This is a genomic window from Sphingobacteriales bacterium, from assembly GCA_012517435.1.
Taxonomy (GTDB): domain Bacteria; phylum Bacteroidota; class Bacteroidia; order CAILMK01; family JAAYUY01; genus JAAYUY01.
On record JAAYUY010000090.1, the window covers coordinates 1 to 24,429 of the forward strand.

Genomic DNA, 24,429 nt, shown 5'->3' on the forward strand with positions numbered 1-24,429 from the left:
ATAAACCTGTCCAGCTTCGGTTTCACTTCTGTAGCTCTTAGCGTTGCCCCATCCTGATCGTGCTGGAAATGGATGATGGGGGTGTGCTGTTTTAATGTGAATTCAAGCTTATACATTTCTTTGATCTTTAAAGTTAAACCCTGAATAAAATCCCGTGATGGGCATCATTATTTACCGGAAAGTTTACATTGTCTTCAGCATTGGTGCCATCGCTGAATTCTACGGTTATTTTCCTTACAGTATCATTGTCGAAGGAGGTGAAATTGATTTCGGCTAATCCATCTTTATCTGAAATGCCTGTTGCTGAAAAGTTATATTGTGTAAGAATGTGAACATTGGCAATAAGGGGTTTTGAATCATCTGCCCTATTAATTTTAAACCTGACGAAAGCATTTTTATTCTCAGGAGATTTCAAAAATTCTTCTTCTTCACCCGGATTGCAATTATTGTTTCTGTAGAATGCAATATGTAAACTTTCAGCTATGGTTTCGTTGAAAGTATCGAAACCAAGTTCTTCTGCTTTTTCAAAATCAGTACAGGCTGATGATGTCAGTGATGAAATAGTCTTTAAAAGTTTATCAAATTTTGATTTAATTCTTGCTCTGACAATACCTTTATAAATCCTGACAAACATATATAATGCGAACATCCCTACAAAAACTTCAATGATATAAAAAATCACGGGCCATAAATCATAAAAACCAAAAGGCTTGTTGCGCATACCTGCGTCAATTTCACGATGCACTCTATCATTAGACATTATTAAAATAAATACGGTGAAAATGGTTGCAAGAAAAATTCCCCAGATAAGATTTCTTCTTCCGGTTTTCTTAATTTCCGCTTTAATTTCATCATCTGTCTTGTCGTTGTTGGCTGGATTTCGCTTACGATCGTAAAATTCCTTTTCACGGGCATGTTTTGAAAGAGCAAGCATAAATAAATGTGAAATAAAGATAGTGCCGATAATTAATCCGACAGCAATAACCCAGGGGGCTTGTTTTAGCAGATCTTTATAGAGGTTAATGCTGAAAAGATATTCGATAACAGCTATTATTATAAGTGCAATTGTAAATACAATGGGATAAGCATTTGCCATGTAGTTATCCCAATTTTTAATAACATCTGAAAGTTCCTTATATCTCTTATAAAGATCATTGGCATCTGCAAGCAGTTCACCTGCTTTTGTTGCCTTTCGTTCAGATTGTCTGTAATAATTTTCAGCTTCATTACTCATTTTATTCTTTTTTTATGTTGTTATTAAATTCATCCATGAATATTTCTTTTGAAGACAAAGTAATAACTGAACCAACCTTAAAGCAATCTGTATTTTCATTCCACCCTATCAGGTAAACTAATGCATCAGGTGATTCAATAGTATTTGAAATGGGTTTTTCCTTGTTAAGAGGTTGATTCTTCCCATCTGAAAAAATTGCTATAATAATTTTGTCATAATCAGAAAAAATCGGTGTGCGAAGTAAGATATTAATTCTTTTAATTGATTCATCCAGGTTCGTCATGTCAGGGCCGTTAGGTTTGTAATTGATAACTTTTGGCATGATAATACTGTCAACAAACTGATTTATAAGATTTTGAGCGGAAATTAGTTTATTTTCATTTTCCTGAATGATTTTTTTGTTCGAATTCAAAATTTGAGTTCTTTCCGTCATGGTGATATCCCTGTCTTCTGTGTCAAACCATGTTGTATCAGAAAGTTCAGGTATTTTTAGAATGAAGGGTTCCCAACTCTGAGGTTCAGGATTCCCGATAAGGGCAACAGCTACCGTTCCTCCTCCCTGTTTGGAAATTTCAGTCAATAACATTTTGTAATCTTCTGCCGTCAACTTACGAATGCCGAAGGTAGAACCACTTCTGTCATCACCAATGACAAGCAACGTTTTTTTGTACTGTTTCTCAGGTTGAGTTTTTTGTTCCTCTTGGTTCGTATTATTGCAGGCAGTAAGCAATGCAAAGATTGCAAAGCCTAAAATGGAAATTTTTTTCATAAAATTTGAATGATTTTGAAGTTTTTTACATATATTCCTAATAATGCCTACTTTCATTTAATCTCATTATTTCAATAACTATATCGACTGAAGTTAGCGAATAAAATGAGGTAAAATGTTGTAAAACCTTTGGCAAAATCGATTAAAAATGCTTTTCATAAAAGAAAATGACAGAATTATTATCTTCAGTTTATTTAGTTCATGAAGCAAATATAAGAATTTTTTTTTCAAACAAATATTTTTTTAATTTTTTCTAAATCCAACATAGAAACTAATCAGCTCCTTTAAAATACCAAAATCAATTGTATCTTCTTTTTTAGATTTTTCAATTAACTGTAAGAAATGTTCATGAGTGAAGTTCTCTTCCTTGCGAATGTGAAAATTATGATTATTTTGTTCTCTTTTGGTTTCCTCCTGGGCAATCTGAAGTTTAACCTGAGTTTCAATTTTTGTTTTTTCAAGTTGAAAAAAACTTATAACCAAATAAAATATCATGGAAATGGCTCCAATAACGATAATCAATAGAACAAAGGGATAAATAGTTTTAAATGTTTCGGAGCATATTGCACAATTTTGGGAACATTTAACGGGAATATAAAACCCCAGAAAGGTACATACAATTGATAATGCAAATAAAATAATCAATACAACATAAATCATTACAGTTTTCATAAGCTATCGTTTTATTTGTTTAATTTTTAAATTTAGCCAAATTATAGCAGTTGCAATGCTTGCGGTTATGAGTATCAAACTAAAACTTAAAATATTCCAATTTATGTTTTCTGATTTAAGTTCAAAAGAGTTCATCCCAAAAATACCTGCTATCAACGATGCCGGTAAAAAGATTGCAGTTAATTTTGTGAGCAATGTAATAACTTTATTTTCAGAACGTTGTTCCTGCATTTCCATATAATTATGCAGTTCGCTAATTTCATCATCCAGATCTTTAACCTGATCTTTAAGTTTCATATGTTCCTGAAGTAAATTGTAAAGTTCAATACCTTGCTCCTGAGCGGTAACTTCCCTGAAATAGATTTTATTGACGAAACGTATATATTGCTTGTAAAGACTTGATACCTTATCAGATAAATGTTTTTCATTCTTCTTGATAAATCCTGAAATTTCAGTTACTTCATCGGAAAATTTTAAAATACAAGCACGTTGAACCAGACAGAGCTCAACTAATTTGTAATAAAGGGTTTGTACATGATTGAGCAGAAAGGCAGCTCTATTATTTTTAAGATTTGACAGGTCGTTAGTAAGACATACAAAAGAGTATCGGCTCAATCCGAAGATAGTTCCATAATTCAGCCACCTGAGATTTGTATGCTTTTCTAATAATTCTTTAGTCATCTTGTCATTTTGACAAGTTTTAAATTCACCATCAACAAATAAAAATTTATAAAACCAATCATCTGAAAGTAAAAGTAATCTGTTTTGAAATCTTCCTTTTTGAAAACTATTCAACCTTAATCGATTCAGAATTTCCTTATTCCCGTACCAGCAAATCACAAACATTCGATCATCTAAAACAGGTGCAATATGGATTTTGGTTTCGTTTGAAGTATCATCAATCAGTTTGGTAGTCAGAAGGTTTGCAGGAAACAGCTTTTTAATGAAATCAGGAATGATGAACAATCCATTTTTAAAATTATTTGGATTGGTGTAATCCAGAAATTCCTCATGGGCGATACCTTCAATTTCAATAGTTTTAGCTAATTCAGAATATTTTACAAATTCCAATCCTTTCTTAAAGTCATCATAATTAAATTGCGCCTGAGTGCCAGTTATATCTACATCCAACCCAAAAAAGGGAGGGTATATTCTTCTTCCAAACTGGTTGATTTTTAATATATCATCCTCCTTGGATTGATTTTCATCGCGGTTGTTCAGATGAAAGCTCAAAACTCCAATTCCTGTACTATACAAGTGAAGTAAAATGCTGTCTATCAGTAGTTTATATTCTACTTTTGCAGTCTTGATTTTATAATGAACAGTATCAGATGGAATCTGATATTCGAAATGTGCTATAAAAGTATCGTCAGGATTATTGTCTTTGTTTTCAGGCTTTTTAAAGTCATATAATATATCACGTACAAAATCATAAAAGTAGTTGGCTTCATTGTACTCAAGAATAGTTTTTATTTCAAATTGTTCTCTCTTCCATTTTGAATTTTTCAATGCAAAAATAAAATCGCTTAATTTATTTTTTTCTTCAATAAGCGTATCCTTAAATTTTTCCCCTGTATATTTCCATTGAAAAGGGAATAAGAAAACATGATAACTAAAAAGTTGTTGTGGGTTATTCATGTTCAACAAGTTTAATAATTTGTGGAATAATTTTGTTTTGAATATCTGTAGCGGAAAATGTAAAATCTGCAAAACCAAAAAATCCGTTTTCCCCTCCGCCATAATACGCATTATTGTTTTTTACATTATCCTGAAACTGGTTAATCAGCTTAATGATGCCTTTTCCATAATAGCATAAATTTTTTTCAGTGTAGATAATTAATTTATTATATTTACCAAATAATCTGTCCGTTATAGGAGAAAATTTGTAAGTTAGTGACCTTATGACTGCAACATTATTAATTATTTTACAATTTTCATGGATCGATTTGATGCCTAGAAATTCATCTGATTTCGTAACTCCCTGAGACTTCCTGTCTGATCGTCTGATTTTTTCAATTTCATCAGTTGTAGCTCCATTTTTTATCATTTCAGGAATATAACCCTTATCATTGGCAGCAACTAATTTTTGATACCTGTTTAGCTTAATGCCCAGTATTTCCGCTACTTGTTCAAGTGATGATGGCAGTTGGCTGAGTTGATTATGATGATCAATAATCCGGTAATTTTCGGGTGCAGGAATATCACTGATTAGTTCAATACCATAAATCAAATGGTAGTAATAACTTTGAACTATTATTTCATGATAATCACTGAGTTTAGCTCCCCAACTCAAATTTTTATCAATAAACTGAATCTTTTTTTTGTAAAGAAGTTTTTTAATTTCAATCATTTCCAAATCATGCCCCCCCAATAAAAAGATTTCTTTTTTGTTCAGTTGCATTGTAGAAATGAATATTTATAGACAATACAAAGTAAATAAAAAATCAGAAACAAAAATTATTTTTTATCTTAAAACTTTTCCCCTCTAATCTTTTTTCAAAAAAACTTGCAAACCCTTTTTCTGACTTTATAATTTTGTATCATCTTTTTGCAGCAGATGACAACGACTTGTAACATAGCAAAACCGCTAATACCATGGAAAAAAATCTTATCCTTGAAATTTTACATTACCTTAAAATGACACTACTGATGATAATTGTTTTTCTCTCACTGGTAATGTTTTTCAGAAAACTTACAGGCAAAGCCAATACGCTTAAATATCAGGGAATAGTTGAAGTTCAGAACGGATCAGGAATACCTTGAAAAATGAAAAATACTATTTGCAGAATGGTAAAAAAAATGCAGCTCACATGCAAAACAACCTGACAATACAGCCATAGTAGTTCTGCATCTTACTAATTTTAGCTGTCAGGAGGAAGATTTTTCTTCCTCCTGTTTTTTTTCAGTAAGACGAAAAAGATTATTCTGTTTTTTCTTCAGTGGTTTTTGCCTTGCATTTAGTGTTGATTTTCAATGGGAGGTATAATGGGCAGAAGGCAAAAATAGCTGTCAGAATAAAGATGGCAGCAATGGCAATCAAAACCACTATCAGCCAGGTAGCTGTAACTGTTTTAAAAGCAACAAGTAAAATCAAGATAACAGCAATAGCAGCACGGGCTACTCTGTCAAAAATTCCCATGTTACATTTCATATTCAGAAAATTTAGTTTAAAAGTTTTTCTCAATAATTAAGCCAGCAGAAATATTGACAAAATGTCGGATTATCATCAGGCAGGAAGAAAATTTTTATAATGTAAATATCTCTCAATCACTTCATTAACAAACTTAAACGACTCATAACCTCTGCTGTAACCATGTCTGACAACCGGATCCCTGTAATATTTTGGGTATGCCTTTTTGAGCATAAAAGAGTCCACATTGTTATCCCAGTAAAATTTGTTTTTTTTATATTTTTCGGCCAGACGCATGGCATCAAACACATGTCCGGGGCCGCTGTTGTATGAGGCAAGTATGAATTTTATTCTTTCGGAAGAGTCAGCAATCATGTTGAAGCATTTATCGAGGTATTGTATGTATTTGACACCGGCCCTGATTTGAGATTCAACACCTGATAAAGTGTCGATGCCAAAATTTTTTGCGGTAACCGGCATCATTTGCATCAGGCCGAAGGCGCCTTTTCGGGATGTCAGGTTTTCCTGAAACTGAGATTCCTGGTAAATAAGTGCTGCCAGAAGACGCCAGTCCCAGTTGATTTCCTTTGCATATTTCTTTATCAATGCATCGTGTTTTGATATTGATTTGCTGCTTGAAGAAGTCAGGTATTTGTCAATAAATTTTTGAATTTCAGGACTTTGATAATATTTCCTGTACCAGTAGCGAAATAATGATGTTGTTTTGAATTCGCTTAACCACTTATTAATTTCATTCAGAAATAATACAGAGTTTTTATTGACTGCCCATGCATAAGATGTGATTTGGTTCCCAACTTTTGAAAAGGTGATGTTTCCGAGTTCTTTGCTCAGTAATTCGGCAATATGTCGGTCGGCCATGGTGCAGGATATTTCTCCGGAGGCAACTTTTTTAATCAGGTCTTCCTGTAAAAGATTGTTTTCTTCGATAATACTGATCTTCATTTCATCCCTAAGCTTGTTAAGGGTACTGACGAATGAAGATTGAGCCGGAACATGAATATCGGATTTGTCATTCAGAGGGTTATTATCATTTTTCCTGTAAACAATTACTTCTTCTGATTGATAGAGAGGAACAGAAAAGTTTAAAAATTCTTTCCTTTCATCGGTTATCGTCAGGTCGAAGGCAATTAGATCGCAAGTGCCGGAATTAATGAGTTCGAAAGCTTCATTCAGGTTAGAAACAGTCGTAATGTTAAGTTTTACACCAAGTTCACCGGTAAATTTTTTTAGTAGTTCATAATGAAAGCCCAGGGGAATGCCTTTATAGATAAAATATGAGGTCGAACTTTTAATGGTAATGGCATTAAGAATACCTCTGGTCTGAATTTTTTTCAGGGTTACAATGGCAGGCTTTTCGTTAACCTGAGTAGGTTTGAAGCAGGATGAAACAAGAAACAGAAAAGTTAAACCGAAAGAAAACAGGTATGATCGAAAACTCATTACCAGTATATTAAATTAAGAAAAATTTCTATCCTTATCTCAAAATTCAAACCATTTGGTTGAAAATTATGACAAAATTATCCCCGAAAAAATCATAAGATATTGATTGTAAATTTGTTATATTATGGAAAAAGTTAAATTAACATAGAAAGAAATATTATTCAGAAGGATGTAGAAAATTAAAAAATGTTATTTTTGAGGTGCTAATAAAATGCCTTAAAAAACGAAGAACATGAAGCAAATATTATCATTCATTCTGCTGGCAGGCCTGATGCCACTGATTTCTTCTGGTCAGGAAGATCCGTTTACTGTAAAAAACGATACAGTGCTGACAATAGTTTCCGGTGTTGAAACCGGCTCATATTTTCAGATAGCCCAGGATTTGATTAAATATTCCGGTTGTAAGCTGGTCATCAAGCCTTCGCAGGGAGCAATCAATAATTATGCTTTGCTGATTAATGATCCCTTGGTGAATATAGGTATGGTTCAATATGATGTTTTATTGAAGGGTAAACAACATGATTATGAAACCAAAAAACAAATCAGTGAAAACCTTCAGGTATTGATTCCGTTGGGTTATGAAGATATTCACCTGATTACGCGAGTCAATTCAAATATTCTCTCTGTAAAAGATCTGGCCGGGAAAAAGGTTTCTGTCGGTAATCCACAGACAGAAGGCACCTCCATTACGACCGGACTTATCAGAAGTGTTACTTCAGTTCCATGGGAAGAAGTGAATATGTCGTTCGACAGTGCTTTTGTTGCTTTACTCAACGGAAAGATAGATGCCATGTTCTTTGTGGGTTATGCACCGGTTCAGAAACTAAAGGCTCTTTTGCCGACTTTCAACCAGTTGATAAAACTTGTACCTATTGAAGAAGAAGCACTTGCCCAGTTTCATCACAAAACGGTTATCACAGCCGGAACGTATCCATGGCTGAATGAAGATGTTGCTACTTATGCTGTTCGTGCTTATCTGGTTGCCAATATTAAAACCGACAATCAGGTGAATATAGCTGCTTATGAAAAACTTTTAAATGCTATCAAAAATAACATGGATATTTTGGTACAGAACGGACATCCTGCATGGAAAAAAGTTGACCTCAGCTTCAAAGATGTCAAATGGCCTGTACATCCTGCTGCCAAAAAAGTTTTCAAACTGAAGTAATCATTATTTCCAAACTGCTCAGATGGGAAGGGTTGATCTATTCCTGATTATACTATACGTTTTGTGTGCTCTTATTTTTGCCACATTTGGCAAGATAAGGAAGAGAAAAAGCTGGATAAAAATTTTTCTTATTACCCTTTTCCTGACTCCAGTTACTTCTTCCATCATTCTTTTCAGGAAAAAAAGAGAGAAAATAACTTATGTCGTGAACCGGTATAAGTGCCCGAGATGCGAATTTAAATATGATACCCAGCTTGACCATTGCCCTTATTGTGAAAAAGAAGGGCATATCATAGCCCTTGAAGAAGTCAGCCAGATTATGACTTAATCTTTGAGTGAGTCAAGAAATTCTGTAATGAGTTGAAATTCATATCCTTTACCCGATAAATAACGTCCAATTTTAGCTTTTCTGCTGAAACTATCAGTGTCTTTTATCTCCTTAAATTTTTTCTCAGCCAGTTTTCGGAATGTTTTGAGATAATCCTGATCATCAATTTCTTCCATGGCTATTCTGATAAGGTTTGAGTTAATTCCTTTTGATTTCAGGGCATTGATGATTTTAAGTTTCCCCCAGTTTTTCAGATAAAAATGCCCTCTGACAAAACTTCTGGCGAAACGCTCTTCGTTTAAAAACTTATTTTCAATCAGATAAGCAATGATTTCGTCCCTGTCATCTTTGGAAAATCCCAGATTGTAAAGCTTTTCGTTTACTTCCTGATGACAACGATCCTGATATGTGCAATACTTTTCAAGCTTTCTGACAGCTTCCTGTTTGCTTACTTTTTTAAGCATGAGTTCTTATTATAAACTTTCTTTACCATGCAAAAGTAGGTTTTTGTCCATAATTGCCTTTTGGTATTGAACACTTTCATCATAACTTTGTTTACTGATAAAAAGCCGGTATTCAATCTGCAATGCAATTTACCATCCGTGAAATTAAAGAGCTGACAGACGGGAAATTTTTATTTTTTTCCTCAGACGATACCATCAAGTATGTTGTGACCGATTCAAGAAATTTTCTGCGAAAGCAAAATGCTGTTTTTATTGCAATCAAGGGGCAAAACAATGACGGGCATAAATATATCAGAGAACTGGCTGAAAAAGGTATCAGAAATTTTATTATTGACAATCAACGATTTATTGAAGATTTACCTGAGAATATTATTCACGGATTAAATGTAATTCTATGTCACAACAGTGTGGATGCACTTCAGCAGATTGCTTTTGCTCACCGTAAAAAATTTAAGATTCCTGTTGCGGCTGTTACCGGTAGCAACGGAAAGACCATTGTTAAGGAATGGATTGCACAGCTTTCTGCAAATGTGAAAAAGGTCAGGGTCAGCCCTAAAAGCTATAATTCTCAGATAGGTGTTCCTTTCTCCCTGCTGACGTTGAATGAGAGTGATGAAATGGCGGTGTTTGAAGCCGGAATTTCAACGGTGGGTGAAATGCAGAAACTTGCCGGAATCATTGATCCTGAGTCGGGTATCCTGACAAATATCGGGAATGCTCATCAGGAAGGTTTCAGTACTATTGAACAGAAACTGAGGGAAAAACTACTGTTGTTCAGAAATTCATCAAAACTCATTTACTGCAAAGACCATGAGTTTATTGATACTTACATACATAAACTAAAAAAAGAGGGATTTTTCAATAAAAACATTGAACTGGTTACGTGGTCATTAAAACCTGACGGGGATTCAAAGTTAAAAATCACTCATCAAGAAATTACAACTGCCGGCAGAAAAGTAAGTTTTGAATGGCAGGGAAAGACCTATTCATTTCTGATTCCTTTCAGCGATCAGGCCTCCTTCGAGAATTGTCTGCATGCCCTTTTGTTTTTACTTGAATATCATTTCAGTCCCGACTATTTAACATCTCGAATGGCTGATTTACAGCCTGTTGAAATGAGGCTTGAGATCAAGGAAGGCATACATTCCTGCCTTTTAATAAACGATACCTATAATTCAGACATTAATTCACTGGCAATTGCACTTGATAATCTCGTTTATCAGGGGAAAAACAGAAAAAAAACAGCCATCATTTCGGATATTCTGCAAAGCGGAACCAATCCTGAACAAATGTATTCCCATATTTCGCAAATGCTGAGACTCAGGAATATTGACAAGGTGATCGGGATTGGTAAAAACATGAAACGTTTTGAAAACCTGTTTGATAAAAATGCTTCGTTTTATCTTTCAACCGATGAATTTTTAAAAAATATCAATCCTGACAGTTTTCGGGATGAAGCCATTCTGATAAAAGGGGCAAGGGTATTTTCATTTGAGAAAATTACTGCTTTACTTCAGCGTAAAATACATGCTACCGTTCTGGAAATCAATCTTAATCATTTGATTCACAACCTGAATGTTTTTCGTTCAAAACTGAAGCCTGACACCAAAGTGATGGCCATGGTAAAAGCCTTTAGCTATGGCTCGGGAAATATAAATGTCTCTAACATTCTGGAATACAATCAGGTGGATTATTTTGGAGTGGCTTATGCCGATGAGGGAATTGAACTGGTCAATGCCGGCATCAGAAAACCCATCATGGTGATGAATCCTGATATTGAAAGCCTGTCGTCAATTCTAAGCTACGGGCTCGAACCTGAAATTTACAGTTTCCGTCTGTTGAATACATTGACAGACATTTATCGGAAAAGTCCTTTTTCGAATAAGGTTAAAATTCATCTGAAATTTGATACAGGGATGCACAGACTTGGATTTTCACTGACTGATGTCCCTGAAATTGCTTTAATCCTGGAGAAAAACCCCTATCTCGATGTTGCTTCAGTTTTTACACATTTGTCTTCTGCAGAAATATCTGATTATGATAGCTTTACCTTAAATCAGCTGACAGTTTTTGAAAAGATTTGTAAAGAATTGAAAAGCAAGGGGATAAATGGTTTTCTTCGTCATGCTCTCAATAGTGCTGCTATTATCCGCTTTAATGATCATCAATATGAAATGGTCAGGCTGGGAATAGGATTATATGGCATAGATATAACCGGTAATATTCAGGAAAGTTTAAAAAATGTCATTACATTCAAAACGGTTATTTCTCAGATCAAAGAGATTGAAGCAGGCGAAAGTGTTGGATATTCAAGGAGTTACATTGCAAAGAAAAACATGAGGATTGCTACTATCGGAGTTGGTTATGCTGATGGTTTTCCCCGCAAACTTGGAAATGGTACCGGACAGGTGCTTGTCAACGGACATAAGGTCCCGGTGATCGGAAATGTTTGTATGGACATGACCATGATTGACATCAGTGATATACCTGCCAACGAAGGAGATGAAGTCATCATTTTCGGAGATGAATTACCCTTGTCAGAAATATCAAAAGGTCTTGAGACTATTCCCTATGAAGTATTGACAAATATTTCGCAAAGGGTTAAAAGAGTGTATTACAAAGAATAATGTTAAAGCCATGTTAGTTAAAACAGCAAATACTCAATATAAACTTAATGAATTGATATTCAGGCGATACAGCCCGAGAACCTTTGAACCTGAAACTCCCCCGAAAGAAGTACTGATGCGGATTTTTGAAGCGGTCAGGTGGGCTCCTTCATCTATGAACGACCAGCCTTGGAAAATACTTGCAGGGACAAAAGGTACGGAAACCTATGAAAAAATTTTTGACAGCCTCGTTGATTTTAACAGGAAATGGGCTAAGCTGGCTCCGGTATTAGTGGTTATCTGTGGAAATAAGATTTCTGCAAAAACAGGAAAAGAAAATCCGGCCTTTCGGCACGATTGCGGCCAGGCTGCAGCATATCTGACTTTTCAGGCTATGGAAGAAGGTTTGTATTGCCACCAGATGGGAGGGTATGATAAAGAAAAGATTATCAAGGCCTTTCAGCTGAGCACAGACCTCGAACCTGTTGTCGTTATTGCGTTAGGTTTTCCGGGAAAACCTGAATATCTGGATGAAATTTTCAGAAAAATGGAACTCTCAGAAAGAGTCCGGAAGCCACTCGATGAAATTGTTTCACTTGATTACTGATAGAATAAAAGGCCTGTTTGTTTTACCTGAGTCGATCCGAAGGTATTGATTCAGAAAAAGTCATGAATAAGACAGGTCTGTTACTGATGCTAAGCTGTGTGTTGTCAGGGGTTTATGCTCAGAACAACGACAGCAATAAAATAGTTGTTACTGACAAAGGAACAGGAATTGATATTAAACTGGGAGACAGCACTATTAGCTTCACCAATGAAGGTCTGTATCAAATGTTTATCAATGATGGAATTCAACTGGCTGCTGAAGGGAGATATGAGGAAGCCATCAGCAAATTTAAACTTTCACTGCTTTATGTCAGCAATGACCCGGAAGCTTATTATTACATCGGGCTGGCTTATTATTACCTACAGCATGAGCAGGAAGCATTGGAATATCTGAATGATGCTCTCCGCCTGGATGATCATCATTATCTTTCTTTAATCATGAGAGGAATTATTTACAGCAAAATGGAATTGTTTAACCATGCGGAAGACGATTTCAATCTCGCAATTTCCATATCACCTGAAAATCCACAGGGATATTTCAATCTTGGTATTTCTTACCTGATGAATAATGAAACGGAAAAGGCATGTGACAAACTGAAAAAGGCAATTGATTTAGGAGACACCAGAGCCGCTGAAGTTTTCACTGATTATTGCCATTAATCTGATCCTGTGTTGCTTAGAACAATAAGAGGCTTGTATCTGTAACATGTACTAACCGTTTTTGCCTGTTGATGTCATATAATTATTTTTTCTCAAATTTGCTGTTAATAAAAAATCGGACATGAAACTGACAAAAGAAGAAGAGGACATATTATCGGGCAAACAGGGAAAAGCAAAGGCTCAGGCATTGGATTTTATTATACAACTGGGAGAGGCATTTGACGCTGAGAGGCTGGTGGATATCGTATATTGTCATTATCCTGCTGAAATGGCCATTTACAGGGGAAATGTCGAAGATGCGGTGGAATATGCAGAAACAGGTGCAAAAGTATCAGTTCCTACTACCAGTTCAACTCTTTGCTGTGATCTTGAAAAACCTGAAATTACAGGTTGTCCGGCTCAACTTGTTGATTTACAGTCGCAGATTGAGCCGGCCCATCGAAAAATGGGAATTCTTGAAACCTTTACCTGTACGCCTCAACATCTTGGATTTATACCACCCTTCGGAAGTTATACTGCACTGGTCGAAAGCAGTGCCATTATTTATTACAACTCTGTTTTGGGGGTTCGAACCAATCGTGGAGGCTTGCTGACCCGTCATTCTGCCGTGTGTGGAAAATATCCGTTGATGGGTTATCTGCTGGATGAAAACAGGAAAGGAACGCATTGGTTTAAAGTGGAAATCAGCAGGGAGAGATTAACTTCTGAAGATTCATGGAGTGCTCTTGGTTTTTATATCGGGAAAATTGCCGGCAGCGGAGTGCCTGTTATTGAAGGGGTTAACACACATCAGCAGGAATTTCTGCTTGCATTGGGCGCTACATTGGCTACAGCCGGATCCGTTACTTTGTTTCATATTCCCGGAGTCACACCTGAAGCGAGGACAGTTGAAGAAGCTTTTCAGGGGCAACTCCCTGAACATAAATACATTATAAAAGACGAAGATTTGGACAGCGTTTATGCAACTTTGACAAATATTTCAGCCGGTGATCCTATTGACTTTGTTACCCTTGGCTGTCCGCATTATACCTTGCCGTTACTTCAGAAAGCTGCAGCTTTACTTGATGGAAAGAAAATAGCTCCTGGTGTCAGATTCTGGATTTGTACGAACCGTATGACCCGAAAGCAGGCTGAATATTCCGGTATTGTTGAAGTAATTGAAAAAAGCGGAGCAAAGGTGGTATGTGATACCTGCCCTGTGGAAAGTCATATGCGCCAAAGTACCTGCCGTGAATTTGGCATGAAAGTTCCAAATGTGGCAGCCATGGTTTGCAACAGCGGAAAGATGCTACGTTATGTCGGTGATTTGATTGGCTGTAAAACAGCATTAACTAATATGGAAAACTGCATTCGCTCTGCTGTTGAAGGAAAATTTGTAACAAAATAAGCTTATGAAAACGTATAAAGTAAGGAAGGTTGTCAGAGGCAACTGCCATGCTCCGGTTTTACTTTTTCCGGCATCCTTTTCCTTTTTGGGAGATGTTGACCTCGAAACTGCTGAGATTCTGGTAGATACGGGTAATTGTAAAGGAGAGAATTTAGCAGGAAAAATTTTTGTTTTTATGGAAACAAAAGGTTCGAGCGGAGGAGCTTTGGTACTTCAGACCCTTAAAAATATTGGCAAAGCCCCTGCTGCTCTGGTCAGCGTCCATGCTCCTGATTTTAACCTGGTGGAAGGTGCAATTCTGAACGAAATACCTTATGCTTCCGGGATTGATGCCGGTTTTTTTAATGATGTCAGCAATGGCAAAATGGCTGTATTGAATCTGGATGAAGAAAAGTTAACAATACAATAATGGCAAAATATGCGAAATGGATAGGCGGTGGACTTGGTTGGGCTTTCGGAGGCCCGATAGGAGCTATCATTGGCTTTGCACTGGGTTCTGCCATTGATAATCTGAAATATGAAGACAGCCGTTTTAAACGGCCAATGACCACTCCGGGCGACTTTGCAGCTTCGTTGCTGGTATTATCTGCTGCCGTCATGAAGGCCGATGGAAAAGTAATGCGTTCCGAACTTGACTATGTCAAACAATTTTACAAAAGCCAGTTTGGCGAATACCGGGCACGAAATTATATCCTTATGCTGAAGAATATTCTGGCTCAGTCTTTTTCAACCCATGATGTCTGTACACAGATTAAAGCCAATATGGATTACAGTTCAAGGGTGCATTTGCTTTATTATCTTTTCGGAATTGCTCAGGCCGACAGGGAAGTAGCTTACAGTGAGGTTAAGATCATTGGAGAGATAGCAGAACAATTATCCATTAAATCTGCTGATTTTGAGATGATTAAAGGCATGTACTACAAAGACCCTTCTGCAGCTTATGTGGTGCTTGGACTTGAACCTACAGCTACTGTACAGGAGATAAAAAAAGCATATCGTGAACTGGCTATGAAATACCACCCTGATAAAGTTCTTCATCTGGGCGAAGAATTTCAGAAGGCAGCCAATGAAAAGTTCAGAAAAATAAACGAAGCTTACGAGACTATTCAAAAGGAGAGAGGGTTTGTTTAAGCCATGATGACAGTTTTTTAATGCCTGGAATTTATAACTGCTGAAAGAATCCAGTCCATGATGCAGTCAGTAGGCATCGGAAACTCATCATCTGTTATACTATCTTGATATTGGAAAATGTATGGTTAGTCTTTGGGTTAATTTTTGATTTACGAGTTCCGGTTTCCGTTTTTCCGTATTCTGAATTCCGTATTTCAGCATTCCATGTCCCTCATCCCAAATGGTTCTTGCCTGATACTGACTGTCTGCTACCTGCTTTTAATATTTAGCTTATCTGACTTTCCTGACCTGTGAATTAATCTTCTTCTTCCGGTTTTTCTTCGAGTAAATCTTTTAAAGGAAGCATAAACGATTCGTCCCAGCCTTGTTTGATATTGTAGAGTGCTAATGGTGGTATATTTTCATGAATAAGTTCAAGTTCCGTTCCGTTTGGCGTTTCTCTCAGATTTATGGTAACTCTTGAATACTTTTCCCATGTTTCTTCTTTCCAATCCTGAACAATGCGATTAGGCTCAATAACAACATTCTTGCCGTTGATTGAGTCGTCCCATAGTGAAAATTTTCCTCCCGGGCGTGCATCCATAAAGGCAACACTGCCTGTCCATTTTTCAATAATGTCGGGGTTTGTCAAGGCCTCAAAAACTTCCTGTAAAGGTGCATTAAAATAGTAAATTTTCGAGAAAGATTTCATAAGACTTTATTTTTTAATGATAAACGATTTAGTTGAAATTAAATCATTTTCAGATAATTGTATAAAGTAAAGGCCATCAGGCCAGTTCGTTACGTTTATTTCAGTTTGTTTTTGGTTATGAGGAATGTTGACGATAGATTGAATGTTTTGTCCAAGAGAATTGTAAATAATAATCCTGTCGGGTCTGATTTTTCCGAAACTGACAAAAAGTATATTATCCACTGGATTGGGGTAAACAATAAAGCCGGATTCATTAGCTGGCTGAATGCTGCTTTCTGCCATTACATTTTTCGAAATACTGTCGTCTCCACAGCCATTTGAAGCTAACAAACTGACGTTGTAGTTCCCTGCTGCGGGGAAGATATGAACCGGTTGTTTTTCTTTTGAAAATGAGCCATCTCCGAAATTCCATTCAAATGATCTTCCGTTCTGGCTTTGATTGGTGAATTGAATTGTCAGGCCATGAATCTGATTGGCAACAAAGCCGGCTTTTGGTTTCAGGCTATCAATCCATGCTCCGGCAGGAACTCTGGCACTGTAACAAGGCTGTTTCATGATTTCCCAGTCATAAAAGAAATAATAATAACCTGCCTGAGAAGCCGTACTTCCGGTTATAGCAATCAGATTATCAATTTTATATGGGTATGCGGCATTGGTACTGTTTCGATACATATCAGCACCTGTGGTGGTCCCGAGCCGGTAGTCATTTCCTTTGGGAATTTTAAAATTCAGGTCAATTCTGCTTTCTCCTCCGGGAATATTGATGACAGCTTCCTGTAAAACCGTATTGTTTTTATCCCTGAGTTGAATGGTTCTGATTTTTTCACCGTTGGCATAAACTTTTACACTTTTCAGGGTAATGTCTTCATAGACATTGAATATCAATGCCTGATAACCGGTAAAGAAACCGCCATTTCCGAATGTGTTGTCAACCGGGCCGACATGGATGGGTTCTGAAGGATAATCAGCCATGACATAATAAATTTTCGAGCTGTTCAGATAGGGAGTTGTCAGGGTGTCGCCAGAAAAGAATGGTGAAGTATCCGTTTCATTGAGGTACCATCTCTGAATGCCATTGCTATATGCCCGCAGTTGCAGGGATGCAGGTCCGCAGGAAGTGGCCTCGAAAATTTCAGGAGCATCGGGACGTGTGATGACAATCAGGTCTTGTTTGACGATGCTGTCTTCTCCTACATGATTGATACACTTATGTTTAACTGAATATATTCCTGTTTTTTTATATTCGTGTTGAGGATGTTGGAGTGTACTGGTTTCTCCGTCTCCAAAATCCCAGAACCACTGGTTGGGTTGATTGAAACCTAAGGAAGTAAACTCAACCATTCCGGTACAGCTGCTGATAACTTTGTACTTGAAATCAGCACGTGGTGGCTGGGTGGAATCGGAACAATACCATTTTAATTCAAAACCGGAATAAGTCAGGTAAGGGTCGGTGGATTGGCGTATGGTAATGGCATTGCCGGAGGAAGTAATGATTCCGCCATTCGGGAGTGAGCTGCCTGTATATTTGCCTATCAATGGGGCGGTTTCATCTTTTCCGTCATAGATGTATAAAAAATCACAGCCGGTGGGACATTCTTCAAATTCAAACGAAAGGAATTCAAGAACAATATTGGAAGACCCGGGGACATAAATGGTAAAATACGATTCGAGATTGCCATTATAATTCCCTGAACCTCCGTCATCCAGCAGGGTTCCCCTGCAGACACTGGCTGTTTCACGCTTGCTGTTTGACGACATCTGGTATATGCACGGCAACTTATCGTCAGCAATGATGTAGGCTGTTTTAATGACAGTGTCGGTTTTACAGTTGCTGACAGCAATCAGCGTAACAGTATAAGAGCCAATATTTGTATAGGTATGAACAGGGTTGAGCTGATGACTGGTGTCGCCATCTCCGAAATCCCAGATATATTGCTGATGCGGATCGGAAGTGTTGGTAAATTCAACATTGAAAGGAACAGCACAGCTTGATGTTTTTGAGGCATAGAAATTTGCAGAGATACCGTCTCCGCCAATACCGACAGCATACCATGCTTTTAATACCTGTGTTACTTCATTTGAACATTCCCCGTAGAGGTCGGAAGCAGCACGGGCAGAATAATACCGGGCATCTTCATAGTCTGCTGAGGGTGGCAGATACACTGTCAGCGAACGAAAGGCAATGGCAGCGGCTTTGTCGGTTCCTAATCCGCTGACATTGAATGAATTATTTTTGTCATTCGTTCCGCTTCCTCCGTTGGCAAGCAAATAAAACCAGTAACTGTTGACAGTTGAATTCTGGTGTACCCCGCATTGATCGTTTTGCTGTGAAGGAACACATCCTTTGGTATTGAGCCAATATAGCCCTTCATAGGTGTCGGGGTTGCCACCTGAGTTTGGATTGCTCATATCGCGGATCACATATCCGATGTCTTCTCCCATTTCCCAACTGGCTTCTGATGGTTTGGCATACAGTTCAATCATGTTTCCGAAAATATCGCTGAATCCTTCATTTAATGCTCCTGATTCTGAAGCATATACAAGGTCTGCGGTGTTGCTGGTCAATCCGTGTGTGATTTCATGGCCGATGATATCGATCGCGACAAAAGGCTGCGTACTACTGTTGCCATCACCATAAGTCATGAACTGATCGTTCCAGAAAGCATTTGTATAATTCACGGAATAATGGACATAGCTTCTGAGTTTATAACCTTTGTTATCGATGCTGTTGCGTCCGTGCTTGATTTTGTAATAATCATAGGTCATTTCTGTTCCCCAGTGTGCATCTGTGGCTATTTCATCCTTATCGGCATTTACATTGTTCCAGTAATTATCTTTATCAAAAAAGTCAACTGCTGCAGAATAATTGGTCCCTTTTTTCATGTTGTAGGTCTCAATTCCTTTTCCCCTGCCGCTTTCCCGCAATCGGAAACTGTCGGCTGTGATCTTGTCTGCCGTAATGGTCTGGGTTCCACTGTATTTGGTAACTGCTGTCCCCGGTTCATCAGTGGTGTGAATGAGCGGGTTGATAAAAATAATATTGCCATTTTCTGCATCAACGTAATATTCTGCCCTTGAAACAGGTTCTTTTGCATAAATGTTAAATTTATAGGCATACCTGAGTTGTCCGGATTTAAAATTTCCTTTTCCGTTGATTAAAACAAGTTCTGCATGCGGAAAATAGCTGGCGTTTATATCTTCCGTAATTGCTTTTAAAAATGCTTCTTCATCAGGGAACTCCCACATATAACTTTCAGCATCAATATAACTTAATGCAATATTCAGCGCCTCTTTTTCATCCAAAACTACTTTGTTCTGAATGTCAATCCGGTCAAATGCTACCCCGCTGAAAGACACTACCTTGTTTTCTTTCGTATGAACCTGATAAACAGCAAATTCAAGCGGTATTCCCTGATAAATCTGCTGATATTTATCATGTACCCAGCCAAGTTGATCGGAATCAGTGCTGATAAACCGGAAACCCAGACCGGGTGTAATTTTGTAATTATTGGATATCCAATCAATTGCATTACTTTTCTCAATCATTTCAGCCGGCTGAAGATAAGCGGGTATTCTGCTATCGGAATAATATCTCAGGTTTTGATTTGATTTTACAGGAGAAATGTCCTGAGAAAATAAAGTTGCAGGAAGGATGAATGCCAGAATTATTCCTGCAAAAAAGCTTTTAATATTCATATTCTTGTTTTGAATGATGATTAATTTCGGGTGCTAATATAAACAACTTTAATACCTGAAAAAATAATGAATAAAGATTGTGGAAAAATATCATATCTAAGATTCTTGTTTTTTGTACGAATTTTGAACAATGAAGCCGAAAAATTATCATGAAAGAAGAAATTAATATTCATAATCAATATCTTAGAGGGGAGCTGAAAGAAGAAGATGTCGGACACAATCCCTTTTCATTATTTGAAAAATGGCTGATAGAGGCTTTTGATGCTAAAATTCCTGAGCCTAATGCCATGACCCTGTCAACCATCGGAAAAGACAACCGGCCATCTTCCCGGATAGTATTACTTCGTGATTATACTTATAAGGGCTTTGTCTTTTATACCAACTATAAAAGCAGAAAAGGAAAAGATCTGAAACATCATGAATATGCAGCACTGAATTTTTTCTGGCCACAGCTCGAAAGACAGGTCAGGATTGAGGGGAAGGTCGAAAAACTGGATGAAAATATGTCAGATATATATTTTCAGTCGAGGCCGTATGAAAGCCAGATAGCAGCCCTAATTTCCCCGCAAAGTGAAAAAATCTCATCACGGCAGGAACTTCTTTCAGAATTTGATAAAGTATTGAGTAAAAAAGAAGACATCAAACGTCCGCATTTTTGGGGTGGGTATTTACTTATCCCCGATAAAATAGAATTCTGGCAGGGTAGGGAACATCGGCTCCACGACCGTATTTTGTTTGAAAAAAAGAAAGACAAATGGAAGGTAAGCCGGCTGGCTCCCTAACGAATTATGAAAAATTAATGGCCGGATCAGATTGTTTAAGTTTATAATTTTCTATTCATATAATTGCTTCCTTAACCTCAGCGCCACATTCACCAAGCCAATCATCAAGCGGTTCAATAACTGCTGCAAAGGCTTCACCTGAGTTCATGCCAAAAATGGCAATGGCGACTGCAATGGCCAGTTTAAAATTATTGGAAGCTGCTGTAAAAGAAGGATTTACACAGAATAATTTTTAAAAGAAAAATTCTTAAAAAAAATTTGGTTATTTGATTCCTGATATTATTTTTGAGAAATAAAATTTTGTTTGAATTGTGAGGAAAACAGATTTTTGCAGGAAAATTTTATTTGGTTTGAATGCTATTTTAAGTACTTTTAACCTTATTAACATATACTATATTTTTTCGGCACGTTTTTTAACACACACACACACACACACACACACACACACACACACAATCTTGATAATGAGCATAATAGAGAAAAAAATCTTGTTGAAAATAAATTGTTTAGGTTTTTAAGGCATAAAAATCGAAATGAATATGGTTAATAAGAGTGCGTTTGATTAATACTACGTAATTTTTTAGATATATGGTAAAACTTTAAAATACATAATCATGAAAAAAATATTTCTTGTAATAATTGTTTTTATTTGTTTTTTGGGAGTTAGTTCAACAAAAGCATACCTTATAACAGTTATGGGAAAAGCTTCTGTTGACAATACTGAACCTGGTCAATTAAAAGTTATATGTAATCCCAGAATTAACACCTGGTGCTTAGGAGTAAGAGTTCAAATTCTGAATGATCCAGGAGTTTGGGTTGATATTAATTTAGGTGATGAAGTTGCATCATTCAAAATTTGGCCAGTACCTGATGAAGCCTATCAACTTCCTCCACCGTTAATTGATGAGGAGGGTAATAATGTGTATAATTTTACACTTTTTTAGTTTTAAAGTTTTAAGGGGTGATTTAAAAGTCACCCCATAACTTTTTAAAAAAAATGATTATGAAAAAAGAAATAATTTTAATGTCTTTTGCAATTATAGCCCTTTCATTTAATTTAAGTTCATGTGAGGCAAAAAAGAATGATTTTGAAATTTTTATACGGATAAATATTTATAGTTGTAAATCATGTGATTTAAACTTTCCATATGATCTGTTTTCTGAAAATATGACAATTAATTTATTATTCCGTAAAAGTGAACAGGGAATTGTTAAAAGCGGAAAACTGAACTGGTTTATAAATGGATTTTCTGGAAAAGTAAGGTTGATTTTTGATGATGAAAAATTTAAAATAATTGAAAATTTCCTTGGATCAAATTTATTTGTATTTAATGGGAATAAAATAATTTATCATGTTCCATTGCATGAGGTTAAAGATAAAATAGAAATGATCAGATGTTCTTTATTATTCCCTCAGCCAATTAAAAATAAAAGAATAAGTGGTCTTAAAGTAAAATTAAATGAAACACAGTTTTATAGCAATACAAAAAAAATGTTTATATCTGACATTTCAATGGGTTATGTCTATTGTTTAAATGAAAAATTAGGAAAATTTAATGCTCGTTTAGTTCTAGATATTAATAAAATAAAACCTGATTCAATTTTTAAGTTTAATATATTGAGGAGTAGCTCAATAAATCAATTAAAAGATGCAATGAATAAAATAAAGGATCAATTTGGTGATTTTTTTAAGTTAACAGCATCAAACTTTTATAATGAAAAATTTTATTCATCCTTTGATTTTTATGAGCCTTTATTTTTTGGTGATACTTGTAAAATGAATGTTTATAAATTTTTAATTGATGTTGATACAAAGAAATTGATTTTTATACCGCAACCAAATGATACAAACTATATACTTTTGAATGAAGACAGGTTTGGATTTTTCAACAATTTTTTATTTTTCCCGGTAATTAGAACAAATGTTAAAAAAAATAAACCATTTTATTTTATTGCTAAATATGAATTAGAAAATAATGAATTTAAAGATAATAACATATGCAGCTTTGAATTGCCAAAATCATTTTTAAAATTAGGACTTTATTACAATTTTGTGGGTAAAAAAAGTAATGATAATTTAATTTTTTTTAAACGATTACCATATGTTTTAGATTTTCAAAATATGACCTTTTTTCGTTTAAATTTTAATACAAATGATGATGATTTTTCATTTTATCCATCTTCAAAAGATTCAAATTATATTTTTATCTATGGAATGATAAAAAGCAAAAACCTAATTGAAACTGTATATTTACAAGCTGACAAAATTCATTATTCAATTTTTGAACTTAAAACAAATAGTATGATTAGAGATTTTATTCTTAATTTGAATTATAAGGAAATAAAGGGAGATGTTATTATCGAGAGTATGAAACGAATTTATTTTATACATTCATCTGGGAATAAAATCGGGATAATTAATCTTGTCGACTAAATTTTGTTTTTAACCTCATCGCTTTATTCACCAAACCAATCATTACCGGTACTTCCACCAGCGGGCTAATAACTGCTGCAAAGGCTTCACCTGAGTTCATGCCAAAAATGGCAATAGCGACTGCAATGGCCAGTTTAAAATTATTGGAAGCTGCTGTAAAAGAGCATGTTAATATGCTGGTTTAATATAAAAATCCAAATAGCCAAAGTGGGATTTTGTTTTTTATCCCTGTTTCAATGTTATCTAATGCAAGAAATGAGTTTTCTACATCCCGGATTTGATAAAAATCTTTATTTTTCCCACCTATCTCAAAAATATACTTCTTATTAACAATAAAATCTCCCTTAATACTTGAAGTTACCGAAGCGACTGCATTTAATTGGTTTAAAAAGAATGTTTCCCTGAGGTTGCCAACATTTATATTTTCCACAGAAATAGCATACATCAAATCGGTGTTGTTTAAATAAATTTTATCAGGTTTTGCAAGATATTTAAGTCCTTTTATTTCAGAGCTTAGCAGATTAAGAATACATGCATTGTGCAGATAATCAAAATATTGAATGACTGTTTTCCTGTTTGTTCCAATTAATTCACTTAATTTTAAAACGTTTGGCATAAAAGGAACTGAAGATGATAGCAAGGCTAACAACTTTTTTATTTTCAAAATACTGCTGTGATCAATATTTATAACAGCAGGTAAATCCGACTCAATTACCAGATTAATTATATTTCTTAGTTTGTGATGGTAATCGGTTTTGCTTTCTTTGAAAAACGGGTAATAGCCATAGTTGGTGAAGTTTTTCCATTCCACCAGCGGCTTAATTTCTGATAAAATAAAAGGAGTTATCTCTTGATGATGATTGATTATATCCTCCAATGAATAGGATGGAAATTTAATTTTATATTCAAGTTCCAGAAATTCCCTGAAAGAAAGTCCGGGGAGGTCATAACTGACAGCTCTTCTGCTCAAATCCGCACTTCCTTTATAAATCTGGAGCAAAGATGAACTTGAAAAGACAATTTTGAGTTCCGGGTATGAATCATAGATATTTTTTATCTCCTGCGACCAATTGGAGTATTTATGAACTTCGTCAAGAAACAGATATTTTCCTCCGTTTTTTACAAATTCATCAGTAAATTCCACCAAAGTGCTTTTGCTGAAATACAAATTGTCGAGATTTACAAAAATCACTTCTCTCCCGACTTTGTG

Annotated in this window: 23 protein-coding genes; 12 read left to right on the forward strand and 11 right to left on the reverse strand. The window is 35.8% G+C overall.

What is annotated here, in order from left to right:
• Window positions 1–133 precede the first annotated feature (133 nt).
• The 5 genes from GX437_05520 to GX437_05540 form a co-directional block, all read right to left on the reverse strand.
• Window positions 134–1,234 carry a hypothetical protein gene (locus tag GX437_05520; GenBank protein ID NLJ07110.1) on the reverse strand — a complete coding sequence of 367 codons (1,101 nt, stop codon included), beginning with the start codon at window positions 1,232–1,234 and terminating at the stop codon, window positions 134–136.
• 1 nt (window position 1,235) lies between these two features.
• A complete protein-coding gene (locus tag GX437_05525) occupies window positions 1,236–2,003 on the reverse strand; it encodes a hypothetical protein (GenBank protein ID NLJ07111.1) in 768 nt (255 codons plus the stop codon).
• 243 nt (window positions 2,004–2,246) lie between these two features.
• Window positions 2,247–2,675, reverse strand: coding sequence for a hypothetical protein (locus GX437_05530; protein ID NLJ07112.1), 429 nt, complete (start codon window positions 2,673–2,675; stop codon window positions 2,247–2,249).
• A gap of 3 nt (window positions 2,676–2,678) precedes the next feature.
• Window positions 2,679–4,313: a hypothetical protein gene (locus GX437_05535; GenBank protein NLJ07113.1), complete on the reverse strand. Its 1,635-nt coding sequence runs from the start codon at window positions 4,311–4,313 to the stop codon at window positions 2,679–2,681.
• Entirely contained in the window at window positions 4,306–5,025 is a 720-nt protein-coding gene (locus GX437_05540; GenBank protein NLJ07114.1) for a hypothetical protein, read from the reverse strand. The genes GX437_05535 and GX437_05540 overlap by 8 nt, the downstream gene beginning before the upstream one ends.
• Window positions 5,026–5,270: 245 nt before the next feature.
• On the opposite strand from GX437_05540, the gene GX437_05545 reads away from it, so the two are divergent.
• On the forward strand, window positions 5,271–5,438 hold the full coding sequence (locus tag GX437_05545; GenBank protein NLJ07115.1) for a hypothetical protein: 168 nt from the start codon (window positions 5,271–5,273) through the stop codon (window positions 5,436–5,438).
• Between the two features lie 157 nt (window positions 5,439–5,595).
• Here the strand turns inward: GX437_05545 and GX437_05550 are convergent, their stop codons facing one another.
• Both GX437_05550 and GX437_05555 read right to left on the reverse strand, forming a co-directional pair.
• Complete coding sequence (locus tag GX437_05550) at window positions 5,596–5,826, reverse strand: DUF2892 domain-containing protein (GenBank protein NLJ07116.1); 231 nt, start codon at window positions 5,824–5,826, stop codon at window positions 5,596–5,598.
• Between the two features lie 75 nt (window positions 5,827–5,901).
• Window positions 5,902–7,266 carry a transporter substrate-binding domain-containing protein gene (locus GX437_05555; GenBank protein ID NLJ07117.1) on the reverse strand — a complete coding sequence of 455 codons (1,365 nt, stop codon included), beginning with the start codon at window positions 7,264–7,266 and terminating at the stop codon, window positions 5,902–5,904.
• Between the two features lie 232 nt (window positions 7,267–7,498).
• Here GX437_05555 and GX437_05560 point away from each other — a divergent pair, with 232 nt between their 5' ends.
• Both GX437_05560 and GX437_05565 read left to right on the forward strand, forming a co-directional pair.
• On the forward strand, window positions 7,499–8,434 hold the full coding sequence (locus GX437_05560; GenBank protein ID NLJ07118.1) for a TAXI family TRAP transporter solute-binding subunit: 936 nt from the start codon (window positions 7,499–7,501) through the stop codon (window positions 8,432–8,434).
• A 22-nt stretch (window positions 8,435–8,456) separates the two neighbouring features.
• Window positions 8,457–8,762, forward strand: a complete 306-nt coding sequence (locus GX437_05565) for a hypothetical protein (protein ID NLJ07119.1) — start codon at window positions 8,457–8,459, stop codon at window positions 8,760–8,762.
• Here the strand turns inward: GX437_05565 and GX437_05570 are convergent.
• Window positions 8,759–9,226, reverse strand: coding sequence for a RecX family transcriptional regulator (locus tag GX437_05570; protein ID NLJ07120.1), 468 nt, complete (start codon window positions 9,224–9,226; stop codon window positions 8,759–8,761). The two genes, GX437_05565 and GX437_05570, sit on opposite strands and share 4 nt — an antisense overlap.
• Before the next feature lie 122 nt (window positions 9,227–9,348).
• Between GX437_05570 and GX437_05575 the strand changes: the two genes are divergently transcribed.
• The 6 genes from GX437_05575 to GX437_05600 all read left to right on the forward strand — a co-directional run bounded on the left by GX437_05575 (window position 9,349) and on the right by GX437_05600 (window position 15,616).
• Window positions 9,349–11,853 carry a bifunctional UDP-N-acetylmuramoyl-tripeptide:D-alanyl-D-alanine ligase/alanine racemase gene (locus GX437_05575; protein NLJ07121.1) on the forward strand — a complete coding sequence of 835 codons (2,505 nt, stop codon included), beginning with the start codon at window positions 9,349–9,351 and terminating at the stop codon, window positions 11,851–11,853.
• Between the two features lie 10 nt (window positions 11,854–11,863).
• Window positions 11,864–12,439, forward strand: a complete 576-nt coding sequence (locus GX437_05580) for a nitroreductase (GenBank protein NLJ07122.1) — start codon at window positions 11,864–11,866, stop codon at window positions 12,437–12,439.
• Between the two features lie 62 nt (window positions 12,440–12,501).
• Complete coding sequence (locus tag GX437_05585; GenBank protein ID NLJ07123.1) at window positions 12,502–13,098, forward strand: tetratricopeptide repeat protein; 597 nt, start codon at window positions 12,502–12,504, stop codon at window positions 13,096–13,098.
• 121 nt (window positions 13,099–13,219) lie between these two features.
• Entirely contained in the window at window positions 13,220–14,485 is a 1,266-nt protein-coding gene (locus tag GX437_05590; protein NLJ07124.1) for a DUF521 domain-containing protein, read from the forward strand.
• 4 nt (window positions 14,486–14,489) lie between these two features.
• The gene (locus tag GX437_05595) at window positions 14,490–14,894 is read left to right on the forward strand and encodes a DUF126 domain-containing protein (protein ID NLJ07125.1); all 405 of its coding nucleotides are present in this window, start codon (window positions 14,490–14,492) and stop codon (window positions 14,892–14,894) included.
• Window positions 14,894–15,616 (forward strand): DnaJ domain-containing protein, encoded by a 723-nt coding sequence (locus tag GX437_05600; GenBank protein NLJ07126.1) that lies wholly within the window; start codon window positions 14,894–14,896, stop codon window positions 15,614–15,616. Before GX437_05595 ends, GX437_05600 begins: the two co-directional genes overlap by 1 nt.
• A 295-nt stretch (window positions 15,617–15,911) precedes the next feature.
• On the opposite strand, the gene GX437_05605 is transcribed toward GX437_05600, so the two are convergent.
• Together GX437_05605 and GX437_05610 are read right to left on the reverse strand one after the other, a co-directional pair.
• Window positions 15,912–16,307, reverse strand: coding sequence for an ATPase (locus GX437_05605; protein NLJ07127.1), 396 nt, complete (start codon window positions 16,305–16,307; stop codon window positions 15,912–15,914).
• A gap of 6 nt (window positions 16,308–16,313) precedes the next feature.
• Window positions 16,314–20,003: a PKD domain-containing protein gene (locus GX437_05610; GenBank protein NLJ07128.1), complete on the reverse strand. Its 3,690-nt coding sequence runs from the start codon at window positions 20,001–20,003 to the stop codon at window positions 16,314–16,316.
• A gap of 149 nt (window positions 20,004–20,152) precedes the next feature.
• Between GX437_05610 and pdxH the strand changes: the two genes are divergently transcribed.
• The 3 genes from pdxH to GX437_05625 all read left to right on the forward strand — a co-directional run bounded on the left by pdxH (window position 20,153) and on the right by GX437_05625 (window position 23,219).
• The gene (gene pdxH / locus GX437_05615) at window positions 20,153–20,785 is read left to right on the forward strand and encodes a pyridoxamine 5'-phosphate oxidase (protein ID NLJ07129.1); all 633 of its coding nucleotides are present in this window, start codon (window positions 20,153–20,155) and stop codon (window positions 20,783–20,785) included.
• 614 nt (window positions 20,786–21,399) lie between these two features.
• On the forward strand, window positions 21,400–21,729 hold the full coding sequence (locus GX437_05620; protein NLJ07130.1) for a hypothetical protein: 330 nt from the start codon (window positions 21,400–21,402) through the stop codon (window positions 21,727–21,729).
• Window positions 21,730–21,788: 59 nt separating this feature from the next.
• Entirely contained in the window at window positions 21,789–23,219 is a 1,431-nt protein-coding gene (locus GX437_05625) for a hypothetical protein (GenBank protein NLJ07131.1), read from the forward strand.
• Window positions 23,220–23,400: 181 nt separating this feature from the next.
• Here the strand turns inward: GX437_05625 and GX437_05630 are convergent.
• The coding region (locus GX437_05630) for an AAA family ATPase (protein ID NLJ07132.1) at window positions 23,401–24,429 on the reverse strand (1,029 nt) is incomplete at its 5' end.

What these genes read in the sequence shown, in the direction of transcription:
- GX437_05520 (NLJ07110.1), bottom strand. Translation starts at nt 1,234, where the DNA reads ATGAGTAATGAAGCTGAAAATTATTACAGACAATCTGAACGAAAGGCA.
- GX437_05610 (NLJ07128.1), bottom strand. Translation starts at nt 20,003, where the DNA reads ATGAATATTAAAAGCTTTTTTGCAGGAATAATTCTGGCATTCATCCTT.
- pdxH (NLJ07129.1), top strand. Translation starts at nt 20,153, where the DNA reads ATGAAAGAAGAAATTAATATTCATAATCAATATCTTAGAGGGGAGCTG.
- GX437_05620 (NLJ07130.1), top strand. Translation starts at nt 21,400, where the DNA reads ATGAAAAAAATATTTCTTGTAATAATTGTTTTTATTTGTTTTTTGGGA.
- GX437_05570 (NLJ07120.1), bottom strand. Translation starts at nt 9,226, where the DNA reads ATGCTTAAAAAAGTAAGCAAACAGGAAGCTGTCAGAAAGCTTGAAAAG.
- GX437_05560 (NLJ07118.1), top strand. Translation starts at nt 7,499, where the DNA reads ATGAAGCAAATATTATCATTCATTCTGCTGGCAGGCCTGATGCCACTG.
- GX437_05550 (NLJ07116.1), bottom strand. Translation starts at nt 5,826, where the DNA reads ATGAAATGTAACATGGGAATTTTTGACAGAGTAGCCCGTGCTGCTATT.
- GX437_05625 (NLJ07131.1), top strand. Translation starts at nt 21,789, where the DNA reads ATGAAAAAAGAAATAATTTTAATGTCTTTTGCAATTATAGCCCTTTCA.
- GX437_05540 (NLJ07114.1), bottom strand. Translation starts at nt 5,025, where the DNA reads ATGATTGAAATTAAAAAACTTCTTTACAAAAAAAAGATTCAGTTTATT.
- GX437_05595 (NLJ07125.1), top strand. Translation starts at nt 14,490, where the DNA reads ATGAAAACGTATAAAGTAAGGAAGGTTGTCAGAGGCAACTGCCATGCT.
- GX437_05590 (NLJ07124.1), top strand. Translation starts at nt 13,220, where the DNA reads ATGAAACTGACAAAAGAAGAAGAGGACATATTATCGGGCAAACAGGGA.
- GX437_05545 (NLJ07115.1), top strand. Translation starts at nt 5,271, where the DNA reads ATGGAAAAAAATCTTATCCTTGAAATTTTACATTACCTTAAAATGACA.
- GX437_05605 (NLJ07127.1), bottom strand. Translation starts at nt 16,307, where the DNA reads ATGAAATCTTTCTCGAAAATTTACTATTTTAATGCACCTTTACAGGAA.
- GX437_05530 (NLJ07112.1), bottom strand. Translation starts at nt 2,675, where the DNA reads ATGAAAACTGTAATGATTTATGTTGTATTGATTATTTTATTTGCATTA.
- GX437_05535 (NLJ07113.1), bottom strand. Translation starts at nt 4,313, where the DNA reads ATGAATAACCCACAACAACTTTTTAGTTATCATGTTTTCTTATTCCCT.
- GX437_05600 (NLJ07126.1), top strand. Translation starts at nt 14,894, where the DNA reads ATGGCAAAATATGCGAAATGGATAGGCGGTGGACTTGGTTGGGCTTTC.
- GX437_05565 (NLJ07119.1), top strand. Translation starts at nt 8,457, where the DNA reads ATGGGAAGGGTTGATCTATTCCTGATTATACTATACGTTTTGTGTGCT.
- GX437_05580 (NLJ07122.1), top strand. Translation starts at nt 11,864, where the DNA reads ATGTTAGTTAAAACAGCAAATACTCAATATAAACTTAATGAATTGATA.
- GX437_05525 (NLJ07111.1), bottom strand. Translation starts at nt 2,003, where the DNA reads ATGAAAAAAATTTCCATTTTAGGCTTTGCAATCTTTGCATTGCTTACT.
- GX437_05575 (NLJ07121.1), top strand. Translation starts at nt 9,349, where the DNA reads ATGCAATTTACCATCCGTGAAATTAAAGAGCTGACAGACGGGAAATTT.
- GX437_05585 (NLJ07123.1), top strand. Translation starts at nt 12,502, where the DNA reads ATGAATAAGACAGGTCTGTTACTGATGCTAAGCTGTGTGTTGTCAGGG.
- GX437_05555 (NLJ07117.1), bottom strand. Translation starts at nt 7,266, where the DNA reads ATGAGTTTTCGATCATACCTGTTTTCTTTCGGTTTAACTTTTCTGTTT.